This is a genomic window from Nitrosarchaeum sp., from assembly GCF_025699065.1.
Taxonomy (GTDB): Archaea; Thermoproteota; Nitrososphaeria; order Nitrososphaerales; family Nitrosopumilaceae; genus Nitrosarchaeum.
Genome location: NZ_JAILWF010000001.1, coordinates 15,669 through 28,291 on the forward strand (window position 1 = coordinate 15,669; position 12,623 = coordinate 28,291).

Consider the following 12,623-nt stretch of genomic DNA (forward strand, 5'->3'; position numbering starts at 1 on the left):
TACTAGTACTATTTAAGAAAATTGGACATAAGTGTCTCATCTTGTTAAATGTAATTTCAGTTTAGATTATTCATGATAAAAACAACTAGATCTGTAAATGGATACTGGCCAATAAATCATACCTTTGCAGATCGATATGTAGTAACAGGAATAACTAATTTAATATTAGAACATGTAACAAATTCAAAGAAAAAACTTATCATAATCGATGTTGGTTGCTCAAAGGGAGTTGCCATGAAATATGCACAAAATTATCTTGAGCAAAAAAATATCAAATCCGTTACTATTGGTATTGATGTTTCAAAAAATATAGTAAATGATGCCAAGAAAAATTTGAATGAATTCATTAACAAAGACGTGTTGCATGTTGACGATTGTGATGAAAAAGCTGATGTTGTAATTTGTAGTAAAGCCATAATCTTTGTAACAGGAGAAATAAGATACAATATAATTAAAAAATGTTCAAAATTTCTCAAAAATGATGGTATATTAATTACTGATGTTGATTGTTTTGAAAAATCTAATTTATTAGATGAATTACGTCTTTTTCAATATATTATTCCATCTTTTTCTTGTTTTAAAAATGGTCTTAGTAGATTCTATGAAGAATACAGGATGAGATTTTATACCCCTCTTAGAAAAAAAATGAAAAAAAAATCCAAATCCGATGCAATAAATTATGCTGAAGCAATTTTGTCTGGTTGGCAATCTCTCTCATCTCTTCAAAAGTTAGATTGGAAACTAGTAATAAATTGGAAATTATTTTAAATGTTAAGTAATTAAAAATTATTAATTATATTTTTGATTTTCTCTTATAATTCTCTATTATTTTTTGTAGTGTATATCTAAGTGTTTGAGTCTATCTCAAGTTTAGATGAAATTATTTGCTTAATTCTATCATGTATCCAAACTTTATTAAAACATCTTGCAGTTTATGCTTTTCTTTTTCAGATAATGGAACATTGATTCTTAGATTATTTCCAATATTATAAAGAAAATTCTTTTGCTCTTGTGATAAAAATGAAATTTTTTGCAGTAACTGTACTGTTTCTAGCTGCTTTGAAATTGAAAATGGAATAAAGAAAACTCCCATTTATACTCCTTCTTTGTTTTCTGCTGTTTCATCTTCATTTTCTAATTCATCTTCATTTTCTAATTCATCTTCATTTTCTTCATAATTTTCTTGTTCCTCCTCATCTTTTCTTACCAAATTACTTATTCTCTCATTTATTCTCCAAAATTCTCTGACAGATTCTGAAACAGATTTTCCTTTAATTGATTTGTGAAGCCATTCGAGTTCTTTTATCACAAAGTTTGTTGGTACCATCTCAGAAGATGATTTAGCTAATAATGCCACTGTGGATAGAATCTTTATCTTTGTTTTTTCACTGTTTGTAGTCTCATACAAGTTCCACAATTCGTATTTTACTTTCTCAAGTGTGTCAAAGTTACTCTTACAGTACACCTGAAGCTGACCTGCAGGGAGACTATCACACCACTCTACTGCTTCTTTTTTTAGATATTCAAGGTCCAAAGATATTGTTCTTAGACTAACTCCTTGTTTTTGAGCAATCTTGTCTTGACTATACCCTTGTGTGTGAAGATGCCATACTTGTTGTCTTCTGTTAAAAATCTCTGATTTTTTCATATCTGCAACTTTATATCTCTATTTTTGCGCTGATTTTGCAAAAATTCATGTGCTCTCAAATAAAGTCACTTTTTGGTCTCTCCCTGTTTATCTTGTCGATTTCTGCAAAATCATCATCAAATTTTTGTATCTGCTTTCTATGATATGCAACTTCTTCCTCTGGAATTGTTCTCTTTTCCTCAAATATTCTTAACAAGTGCTTCAATTGAGCAAAACGAATCTTTGAGCTTTTTACCATACCATCGCTGTAAATTGGCAGCAGATCAAATTTTTCTATTTCTTTGAAAAGCTCAAAGATATACTTTATGTCACACTCCATCTTAACAATCTCTATCACAAACTGGCTGTACAGCTGTCTGTAAGAGAAAGCCCTAATTTTACAAACTAATTCTTTTCTCTTTTTGTCATCATCCAATTTTTCTCACTGTTAGTTTATGTTCTAGATAATTTGAGATTCCACGCAGTTCTTTTTTTGCATTTTCTTTGATTAAATTATACACTTCTTCTTTTACTGCAATTGACTTGTAAGGCATATTAATTTTGGAAAACTAAGCGTATAAGAGGAATATTGAATATGATGCTACATTAACACTGTCGAACATTAATTATAATGATTCTATTACTTTCTCTTGTTCTTCTAATACTGTTCTCTTTGAATTCCTCTTTTCCTCATATCTTCCTTTGATTGTATCGTTATCAAATTTTTTGATATACACGTAGGCATTGTGTTGACCGATAGAAAATTTGTAAGTAGAATCTATTATCGGCTCAGTATCTCTGTTGAAATGATAATATTGAAAAATCCATTTGTGAGATGGCTCAGAGATAAACCTAGAGCCCGCACGAATAGATAGAAAATGCTTGACTTCACCTATGTATTCAGCTAATTCTGTAAAACCCTCAATAGAGCAAAAAAGAGGATTTTGAGAGCAACCAATGTGTAAATCCAGCCTACCATTTTGAGATATTTGTGCTTTAGAATCAAATCTAGGATTAGCTAGAATTGGAATCACGAATTGCTTATTTTTAGTGTGAATGGAAAGATCTGGTTGTAATAGCAGATTTGAGTATAGCTGTGAAGTCCTTGATGACAGTTTGATATCATGCATCTGTGGAGGTTGTTTCTTTGCTAAATTGTATAATTGAGCTATCTTTTGGTTGATAAAAGGTGTGTTAACCCCCGTACCCTTTTCTCTTACAGGTTGATCTAAGTAAAAACCCTTTAGTGAAAACATTGGTGACCTACCACCAACCTGCTTTAAAATTAAATCATATTTTTTGTTTATTCTGTGTACTATTTGACTAAAGTTATTTGGAGTTAGATGTGGAAAGTCGTGACTAGAAAAATATTCCCCTGTTAAGTGATGTTTGTCATACGCTGTTTCAATGAATTTTAATTCTCTTGGCGTAAATTGAATGTTGTATGTATGACATAAATCCGTGACAAAAGTATGACAGTTTGAATTTAATTGGCTAGAAAATGGTGTCTTGTTTGAATCTTTAATTGACATATTTGTAATTTTCTCTTCTTCTAGTTCTCATTAGTTGATGACAGCAAAAACATCTTAGATCATTTGTTTTGATTGCTATGGAGCAAACTTTGCAATATTTGAAACCTAATCGATAAGGAGCATGATGCTTGTAGGTGATAAATTCATTATTCCTCTCACATTCTTTACTGCATCCCTGACAAGAGGTTCCATAATTTTTATATCTCAATTCAAACTCCTCTTTGTTTTTATTCCTTGTGCAAAATATTGCTCAGAAATGCATTTATCGCAGACCATCCAAGTAGTGTCAGACAAATATGTTATCACAAATTGAGACTCATTTTTGCAACATTTTTTTATTCCATTAAATTCCAAATCTTCGGAAATTTTTATAATAAATTAAATAAAACAAATGCGTCCATTTTTTGTGAAAGACGACCTATTGAAAATTACCAAAGCACGAGCACAAGTTCTTCGTGCAATTGCATATCAAGAGTATCAATCAAAGAAAAAAGGTGCTACAGAGTACGATTGTGTTGGAAAAATTCCTAAACCACTGAGAGTACCCAAAACTACCTTTAATGATGCTGTCAAATATTTGGAACAAAATCTATTTGTCATGCGTTTAAATGAAAAAATGACAGGGAAGAGACCTAGCATCCCTTTTACAATCACAACTATTGGTCAAATTGCATGGCTAAGATATTTTCCAGATTCTGATAATATTGAAATCATCACCCAGTTATTTCCTAATATTCAACTTTCCTCAATAGATATGATTTTTGAACAAATTGATCATCAATATATGAAATACACAAACAAATTTTCAACAGGAGTTTTAAAAATCGCATTAGATAGTTTTCATCTAGAAAAATCTGATGTATTTCAAGAATATACAAAACTGGTTAAAGAAAGAATAGAATTATCCGCAGACGATGGAGACTTGGAGACTTCCCTTAGCCGTTGGTATAGTGTAGCTGACCCAGTTCAATTTAAAAAATTAAGTAAAAATATGACATATTATACTAAAAATTTTGATGAATTAGAAATTAGCATAATTGATAGAATAACATTTTTGTTTTATTATAATTTGATCCAACTAGTAACAGACATTTCATTTCAAATGATTTTTTCAAAAATAACTCCATTAGATATCGTATTGGATAAAATGAAAATGGATAAAAGAATTATAGAGTTGCAAAATCTTTCTGTGAAAATAGATCCAGAAGTAAAGAGAAACGTAGAGGAATTACAGAAGGCGATAGTTAAGAAAAATAAAGAAATTCTAAAAATAATTACTTCAAATGAGACAGTCAGTAAAATAATTCAAGACAATCTCAAAGATATTAGCAATCATAAAAATCAAAGTTTTCAGAACATATCAAACATGTTTATAAAAACTAGATATTCTTAGATTCCAACTCTTTGACTCTGTTTCTTAGATAGTGATTTTCTCTCTGTATCTCTTGTGCAACGGCCTGTTTAATCATTTCACCTAATTCGCTTTGATTTCTTTCATCTAGTTTTGTAGCAATTTCGAGGTCTAATGGTTTGCCACATTGATGACAAATTTCTGATTCGATAGAATTTGGATATTTACAGATATAGCACATTTTTGGTCTCTGCAGTTGCTCTTTCTTCTCATCTGTTTTGATTCCCAAGTGTTGAAGGTATGCGTTATCTGCATCAGAGCCAATCATGTGAACGTATGTGGCAGGCATTGTGCTAGATGGAGTCCATCCTTGTCTCATTCTTAATTGACTCTCTGTCATGAACTGAGCTGACTTTGTAGCTGATGAATGTCTAAACAAATTAAGATATACTCTTTTTTTAATTCCTGATTTTTTCACTGCGTAATTTAATATCGACTTGACACTAGACCAATCAAGTGCCTTACCATATCTTTCACCTTGTTGTAATACAATCCATAAAGGTGATTCTCCATCGTCTTTGAATGGATGAATATCAATCCAATGCATCAAGTCTGGGACTGATTTTACAATTCTTACTGCTCTAGCCCCTGTTTTTCCATCTACTGCTATCTTTGCACCATACTGATCAATCTTGATATGTTTAATTCGTAATGACAAGATTTCACCAGGTCTAGTTCCAGCTTCTGCTTGAACTGCTAGTAATGCCCTATCTCTTGGATTGGTTGTGGCACTAATTATTTTTGAAATATCTTCATCAGTTAACAAGTCTTCTCTGACTAGTTTATTTTTGACTTTTTTCATCTTAACTCCAGATGTTATATCGGGGTCTCCCACTTCTTTGATATTCCTATTTCCAAACTTGAGCCACCTCATAAAGACACGTAGTATCTTCTTGTTATCCCAAGTTGTCCAGTTCTCTTTTCCATCAGGAGAATTCTTTTTCATTATGTTGTATACTAGCTTGTCAATTTCATCTTTAGTTACTGATTCCCAGTCTTTATTGATCTGTTTTGTGAGATGTATTATCATTGATAACTGATGATGCCTTGTAGCTATTGCAATTGTATCACCAATCATCGCCATATCATATCTCTGAAACAAATCAAAATTTTTAGTAGACATTATTTTTTTTGCTAAATCATAAGATTGTTGAATCTTTTTTTCAAATGGATGAACTTCTATTTTCTGTGAATTTTTACGCATGAATTAAGGAACGTGAAGTGGGGGTATAAAGGGAATTAGACAAATCCTTCTGGAGGTTTTTGAACAAACACATTGCACACAAGTGCATCTGTCTTTGAATCTCTGTATTGTACATTACATGAGACAAATTTTCCTGTTAATGCCATTTCCAAATCTGTCTTTGTTGTTTCCTTGTATTCTGGCTCATCTGGATTGTCAATCTTTGCAATGATTATTCTTTCCGTCTTTGCATATTCGTCTTTGTTGTCTTTACGAAAATGTGTTATGAGCATCTCAAATGTATTATTTGACAGACATCTGATAACAGGTCCGCCTATCCCATCTCCCATTGTATTATGAAATTTTTTGTAATATAATTACTTGATGGCTATGCTAAGTTTGAATTCTGGTACCAAGTTTTTTTGTTTTGCCATCTCAAAGAGTCTTCTGATTGACTCTTCTCCTTTATCTCCCATATTTACAGTGACTTTGTTTACGTACATTTTTACAAATTTTTCAATTAACTCTCTTGGTTTTCCTCTACTGTACTGCATTGCATAATCTAATGCCACATCAAGATTATCTAGTCCGTATTGAATCGATTCTTGCAGATATCTGTCAAATTTCTGAATTGTATCCATCCCCAAATTCGTCTTCATAACGTTGATTCCTAATGGAACTGGCAGTCCTCCGGTTTCTTTATCCCACCACTCTCCAACGTCTACGATTTTGATATTTCCTTCTTGTTGGTATGATAATTGGGTCTCGTGAATTACCAATCCCGCATCTACCTTTCCATCTCTTACTGCCTCTGGAATATCGCTAAAGTTCATTTCAACATAATCAAACTTGCCTATCATCAGCTGAAGCAACAAGAATGCCGATGTCATTTTTCCCGGTATTGCGATTTTGCATTTTTTAATTTCGTCTAATGTCATCTGCTTTTTTGCAGTAACTATTGGACCATATCCTATTCCAAAACTCCCACCGCTTCTCAAAATAGTATACCCTGGAATGTAAGCGCATGCATGCACAGAAACTGCAGTAACATCAAGCTCTGGGTTGGTTGCTTTTCTGTTTAGCTTTTCGATATCTTCGATGACATGTTTTACTGTAAAGTCCTGCGATGCAACTTTGCCTGTAAACATTCCATAAAACATGAATGCATCATCTGAATCCGGAGTGTGTCCTACAGAAATTTCCACATTTTATTCCTTAACAGTCGTTATAAAAATCAAAACTAGATCGTTTTTCTAATATGTGGCAATTGTTTTACAATTTTCGTGAAAACAATAGAAGCGTATGAAAAAGATGTCTTTAATCAAATCAAGTTTTTAGAGACATTTTGCCCCCAAAAACCCATTTCTAAAATGTTGCAAAAAAATGTCATATTTTCTGGTACTGGTGATTCTTTTGTATCTGCAATGTTGGCCGAAATTTTTTCGAATTATCAGGTAAGGTCATTTGATCCGCTTGATTTGCTAAAAAACAAAACCATTGCAAAAAATAAAACTGCCTATTTTGTTTCAGTATCTGGAAATACTATATCAAATATCAAGGCTGCAAAAATTGCAAAAAAATCAATTGCTATCACATCTAGACCTCAAAGTAGATTGGCAAAATCTTGCAATGGTTCAATAATTATGAAATCTATTACCTCTGATGTCTTTACTGCCGGAAGCATTACCTTTTTGGAAACTGCCTTGACATGCATCTCTCTAGTTACGTCCTTATCAATTCCGAAAAATCCTCAAATCTTTAAAAAAGCATTATCTGATGCAAAAAAATCAAAAACTGGAAAGCGAATCTTTGTTTTAGGTTCAGAATACACATATCCCATTGCGATGTATTGCGCTGCAAAGTTTTATGAGATTTTAGGATACGGTGTTCATTTTCAGAGAATAGAGCAGTTTTCACATATGGAATTGTTTTGTATAAAAAAAGGCGACACTGTGATAATCTTTGACGAAAAAAATTCTCACAACAAACAGCTTACAAAAAATTTGAAAAGTGTCGGATTAAACGTACTTCACCCCATTTTTGAATCAAAAGACAAGATTTCTCAGTTTCTTTACTATGTGTATATGTCTCAATTACTTCCTCTTTTTGATGCTAAAAAACAAAGAAAAAAAGAATGTCATTTTATTTTAGCAAAAAAATTTCGTAACGCAAGTAATCAAATGATCTACTGACTATTTGCTCATAAAATTTAATATCTGGATGAAATTATGTATGCTTGACGAATCAATTAAATTTAAAATTAATTGTGTTTGCTGATAAGTAAACTTATGACTACCTCTAAATCTCGATATTTATTCCCACTCTTAATAGGATTAGGTATTATCTTTGGTACTGTTGTTGTATACTTACAAATACACGAATATGAAAAACAACTATCTCAATCATATAAAAATGAAATTAGTAGAATTTTTGAAGAGATTATAGACCGAAGAGAAGGTCGTTTACAGACAATTAGTAATAGCATAATTGGTTTTTTTGAAGGTTCTAAAGAAGTAACTCCATACGAATTTGAAGTTTTTTCTACTAGGCTTTTTGATGCCAATTCCGAATTAGTGAATATTAGTATACTTGATGACAATAAAACGATACTCTATTCAACCCCTCACTCTGAGATGATTGGAAAAAATTTTGATGTCTTATTTCCATCTCATCCTACTCAAATAAATGGCATAAACACAATGAATCTTGAATTCAATATGAGTGATCTTCGTAAAATAATAGTCTCTGTACCTTTTGATTATTTTATCTCATCTGATACTATTCCTAGCCAAACCTTTAAGCTAATTTTATCCAGTCCGCTTGACAATGATCTAAGATTATACGAAATATTTGTCAATAACGGTGTAATTAACACCAGTAATGTAGAATTCTCAGAAAAAGAATTGAAAAATAGTATTGATGTTAATGTTAAAACAGAACTATATGGTCATACGATAAAGAAAGAATATGTTTTAAAATATTTGATTTGGACTGAAATTTTTGAACCAAATAATACATTCGCTAATTTATTTTTAATAATTGGGGTTATCGCTTCAGGGATTATCCCAATTATGATTTATATCTCAAATAGTGTTTTGAGTAAAAAAAATACTGAGCTTGAACAAATCAAAAAATCAAAAGACGAGTTTGTCACAATGATAATTCATGACTTGAAAAATCCACTTGTTCCAATTTTGTCTGTTTCAGATATATTGCTTTCAAACATGCTTGGTGACTTGAACTCCAAACAGGTAGACAGAATAAAAATGATAAAATCCAGTGCCATGTCGCTACAGAATCTAATTCAGGATTTGCTAGATTCACAAAAAGCAGAACTTGGCAAACTTCATCTAAACCTATCAAAAAACAATTTGTCTGAAATTCTTCAAAATACGTTAAATAAATTTAAGATGGATATGGACAAAAAAGAAATTCTTGTAGAAACAAATATTGTAAATGATGTTTCATGTATTTGTGATAAAATACGCATAGAACAAGTAATCTCAAATCTGTTGCTTAACTCACTGGATTTTGTTTCAGAAAAAATAGGTAAAATTTCTGTCTCATTAGAATCAAATAATCATACAGCAAAAATTACAATACGGGACAATGGCTTGGGAATAGAAAAAGATCAATTAGACAAGTTATTTGTAAAATTTTATCAGATCAAAAATAATACGATACGCCACTATGGGGGATCTGGATTGGGACTTGCAGTAAGCAATGAGATTGTTGCTCTTCACGGAGGAAAGATATGGGCAGAATCTGATGGAATTGGAAAAGGCTCTACATTTTTTATAGAATTGCCATTAAAAGAATGATAAAACAGATAATATCTAAAGAAAAATAATATTCTGACAATAATCAATCATAATCTTGTCTAAAATAAGATCTAATACATCTCAATTAGATCATTAATGTATATTTCATCTCTGAATATGCCTTATGATTCCTATTCTGAATAATCTTGTTTCGTATAGATTTATTAGCTGAATAATTGGGTTTGCGAATATGGCAAAATTCAAGTCAACGACTGAAGTCTTGAGAATCATCAAGAATAAAGAACAGATTCGAAACTTTAGTGTGATTGCTCACGTTGATCACGGAAAGACTACGATGAGTGACAGCTTGTTGGCAGCTTCTGGAATTATTGCCCCATCTGCAGCTGGAAAGGCACTTGCAATGGACTTTGATAAAGAAGAGCAAGAAAGAGGAATTACAATTTACCAAGCAAACGTAACTTTACACTTTACACAAAAAGACAAAGAATATGTCATTAACATGATCGATACACCTGGACACGTGGATTTCAGTGGAAGGGTAATTCGTAGTCTTAGGGCAATCGACGGTGCAACCGTAGTCTGTGATGCAGTCGAGGGAATCATGACCCAGACTGAGACTGTAACAAGAATGGCCCTTGAAGAAAGAGTACGCCCTGTTTTATTTATCAACAAAGTAGATAGATTAATCAAAGAATTACGTTTGACACCAGAAAAAATGCAAGAGACACTTGCAGGTGTAGTGTCTAGCTTTAATCAGCTAGTTGATACTTATGCTGAACCTGAATACAAAGACAAATGGAAAGTATCTATCCAGGATGCTAGCGTTACATTTGGTTCTGCCAAAGACAAATGGGCATTTAACGTAGATATTATGAAAGAGAAAGGAATTACATTCAAAGATGTCATTGATGCTTACAAAAATGAAAAAGTAGAAGACTTGGTAGCACGAGCTCCCTTGGCTGATGCAGTATTGGGAATGGTAGTAAAACACGTTCCACCACCACACGTTGCTCAAAAGTACAGAATTCCGCAAATTTGGAAAGGTGATCTTGATTCTGATATTGGTAAAGCCCTCTTGGCATGCAGTGATGACGGACCAACAATCATGATGGTTGTCAACATGGTCTTGGATCCTGCAGCAGGTCCTGTTGCAATTGGTAGATTATTTTCTGGAACAATAAAAGATGGACAAACAGTAAACATCATTGATGCAAAAAGAGAGGGAAGAGTTCAATCTGTAAACTTTTTCATGGGAAACCAAAGAGAACAAGTCGGTGAGCTTGGTGCAGGAAATATTCCGGCATTATTAGGATTAACTGAAGCTAGAGCAGGAAATACAATCTCGTCTGTCAAAGGAATTCCAATGTTTGAAGGAGTCAAGTATGTATCAGAACCTGTTGTGCAAGTTGCAATAGAACCAAAACATCCAAAGGACTTGCCAAAACTTGTCGAGGTCCTCAAACAACTAACAATTGAGGATCCTAACCTTGTAGTGAAAATTGATGAAGAGTCTGGCGAAACACTTGTAGCTGGAATGGGTGTGTTACATCTTGATGTTGCAACACATAGAATTCAAGACGCCAAAGTAGAAATCATCACATCTGAGCCACTTATCAATTACCGAGAAACCGTAAAAGGAACATGTGAGCCAATCATGTCAAAATCTCCAAACAGACACAACAAGATTTTCATGAAAGTAGAGCCATTGGAGCCAGCAATTGCACACATGCTTAGAACTGGTGAAATCAGCGACATGAAAGACAAGAAAGTAGTAGCTGACCTTCTAAAGGGTGCAGGATGGGATACTGATACAATTAAGAGAATTATGAAACTAGACCCACGTGGAAACGTAATGATTAACGGAACAAAAGGTGTCCAGTTTATTCAAGAGTCAACTGATTCTATTAACTCTGGATTTGAGGAAGTAATGAAAGAAGGCCCGCTTTGCAAAGAGCAGATGAGGGACTGCAAATTCATCTTTACTCACTTTGTACCTCACGAAGATACTGCACACCGTGGTCTCTCACAACTAGGACCTGCATCTAGACGTGCATGTATGGGAGCTTTACTAACTGCAGGAACTACGATTTTAGAGCCGATGCTTGCAATTGAGGTAAGGGTTCCAACTGACTTGGTAGGAAACGTAGCAACAGTTCTTTCTGGCAAACGTGGAAAGGTACTTGACATGCAACAAAAAGGCGCTGCAAGTATTATCGTTGGCGAAATCCCAGCATCTGAGACTTTTACTTTATCTGAAGCAATGAGAGGACAAACAGCAGGACGTGCAACATGGAATACATCCTTTAAGGCATGGACTGAATTACCAAAATCCATTGCTGCAACTGCAATTGCAGAAATCAGAAAGAGAAAAGGACTTGCACCAAATCCTCCTGGAATCGAAGAATACATCGATAGAGAATAAAAATAGAACACCCACTGTTTACTCGCAAAAACATGCGCTTGACTAAAATTATGATGAATTATGTTTCGTTGGAAAGAGTTTATGATTTATAGTAATTATCAAGTTACTTTTTTAATATATCCTGTAACAATTTAAATTCAGTAAATTTTTTATCCTCAATCAATTCGAATCGGAGATAGTTGATTCAAGATTTTATCACCGAAACTGAGATTCGAATTTTAATTGGTTTTGGTTTTTCATTGCTTGCAGGAGTAATAATAGGTATTGAAAGAGAGAGTCGTGGCAAACCAGCTGGCATAAGCACTCACACTCTTGTAATATGCGGTTCAATGGTATTCACATTTTTGTCCTCACAGGTTGATCCTGCATCTACAACAAGAATTGCAGCATATGTTGTTGGCGGAATAGGATTTTTGGGGGCAGGCATGATAATAAAAGGAGGAAAAGACATCTACAATCTCACAACAGCTGCAAGCATATGGTTTGCAGCCTCCATTGGTATGGCTATTGGATTTGAATATTACTTTCTTGCAATTATTGGAATTGTGGTATGTGCGCTTACTCCCCGTATCCCTCATTTTCAAAAAATTTCACGAAGAAATGGAAAAAAATCTGAAGGTGTAAATACCGAAGACGATTATACTCAACCGTTAGATTCTGATTAAA

Annotated in this window: 14 protein-coding genes; 6 read left to right on the forward strand and 8 right to left on the reverse strand. The window is 33.2% G+C overall.

All coding sequences use genetic code 11. From position 1 onward, the window contains the following. Positions 1-72 precede the first annotated feature (72 nt). Positions 73-768 (forward strand): class I SAM-dependent methyltransferase, encoded by a 696-nt coding sequence (locus K5782_RS00080; protein WP_297462877.1) that lies wholly within the window; start codon positions 73-75, stop codon positions 766-768. Positions 769-880: 112 nt separating this feature from the next. Here K5782_RS00080 and K5782_RS00085 read toward each other — a convergent pair whose 3' ends face one another. The 5 genes from K5782_RS00085 to K5782_RS00105 all read right to left on the reverse strand — a co-directional run bounded on the left by K5782_RS00085 (position 881) and on the right by K5782_RS00105 (position 3,159). Next, a complete protein-coding gene (locus tag K5782_RS00085; protein ID WP_297462879.1) occupies positions 881-1,093 on the reverse strand; it encodes a hypothetical protein in 213 nt (70 codons plus the stop codon). Next, positions 1,094-1,648 carry a hypothetical protein gene (locus K5782_RS00090; protein WP_297462881.1) on the reverse strand — a complete coding sequence of 185 codons (555 nt, stop codon included), beginning with the start codon at positions 1,646-1,648 and terminating at the stop codon, positions 1,094-1,096. Between the two features lie 55 nt (positions 1,649-1,703). Continuing rightward, positions 1,704-2,063: a hypothetical protein gene (locus K5782_RS00095; protein ID WP_297462883.1), complete on the reverse strand. Its 360-nt coding sequence runs from the start codon at positions 2,061-2,063 to the stop codon at positions 1,704-1,706. Then, complete coding sequence (locus K5782_RS00100) at positions 2,056-2,181, reverse strand: hypothetical protein (RefSeq protein ID WP_297462885.1); 126 nt, start codon at positions 2,179-2,181, stop codon at positions 2,056-2,058. The genes K5782_RS00095 and K5782_RS00100 overlap by 8 nt, the downstream gene beginning before the upstream one ends. 72 nt (positions 2,182-2,253) lie before the next feature. After that, complete coding sequence (locus K5782_RS00105; protein WP_297462887.1) at positions 2,254-3,159, reverse strand: hypothetical protein; 906 nt, start codon at positions 3,157-3,159, stop codon at positions 2,254-2,256. A 406-nt stretch (positions 3,160-3,565) separates the two neighbouring features. On the opposite strand from K5782_RS00105, the gene K5782_RS00110 reads away from it, so the two are divergent. Next, positions 3,566-4,552, forward strand: a complete 987-nt coding sequence (locus K5782_RS00110) for a hypothetical protein (protein ID WP_297462889.1) — start codon at positions 3,566-3,568, stop codon at positions 4,550-4,552. On the opposite strand, the gene K5782_RS00115 is transcribed toward K5782_RS00110, so the two are convergent. Genes K5782_RS00115 through K5782_RS00125 form a run of 3 tightly spaced genes read right to left on the reverse strand, consistent with a single transcriptional unit; the run spans position 4,539 to position 6,958 of the window. Beyond that, positions 4,539-5,774 (reverse strand): tyrosine-type recombinase/integrase, encoded by a 1,236-nt coding sequence (locus K5782_RS00115; protein ID WP_297462891.1) that lies wholly within the window; start codon positions 5,772-5,774, stop codon positions 4,539-4,541. The genes K5782_RS00110 and K5782_RS00115 overlap by 14 nt on opposite strands. A gap of 35 nt (positions 5,775-5,809) precedes the next feature. After that, positions 5,810-6,103 (reverse strand): hypothetical protein, encoded by a 294-nt coding sequence (locus K5782_RS00120; protein ID WP_297462894.1) that lies wholly within the window; start codon positions 6,101-6,103, stop codon positions 5,810-5,812. Between the two features lie 27 nt (positions 6,104-6,130). Next, the gene (locus K5782_RS00125; protein ID WP_297462896.1) at positions 6,131-6,958 is read right to left on the reverse strand and encodes an MqnA/MqnD/SBP family protein; all 828 of its coding nucleotides are present in this window, start codon (positions 6,956-6,958) and stop codon (positions 6,131-6,133) included. A 78-nt stretch (positions 6,959-7,036) separates the two neighbouring features. On the opposite strand from K5782_RS00125, the gene K5782_RS00130 reads away from it, so the two are divergent. The 4 genes from K5782_RS00130 (at position 7,037) to K5782_RS00145 (ending at position 12,622) form a co-directional block, all read left to right on the forward strand. Continuing rightward, positions 7,037-7,945, forward strand: coding sequence for an SIS domain-containing protein (locus K5782_RS00130; RefSeq protein ID WP_297462898.1), 909 nt, complete (start codon positions 7,037-7,039; stop codon positions 7,943-7,945). 96 nt (positions 7,946-8,041) lie between these two features. Then, positions 8,042-9,574: a HAMP domain-containing sensor histidine kinase gene (locus tag K5782_RS00135; protein ID WP_297462900.1), complete on the forward strand. Its 1,533-nt coding sequence runs from the start codon at positions 8,042-8,044 to the stop codon at positions 9,572-9,574. A gap of 190 nt (positions 9,575-9,764) precedes the next feature. Next, positions 9,765-11,957, forward strand: a complete 2,193-nt coding sequence (locus tag K5782_RS00140) for an elongation factor EF-2 (protein WP_297462902.1) — start codon at positions 9,765-9,767, stop codon at positions 11,955-11,957. Positions 11,958-12,136: 179 nt separating this feature from the next. Next, complete coding sequence (locus K5782_RS00145; protein WP_297462904.1) at positions 12,137-12,622, forward strand: MgtC/SapB family protein; 486 nt, start codon at positions 12,137-12,139, stop codon at positions 12,620-12,622. The last annotated feature ends 1 nt before the right edge of the window (position 12,623 follow it).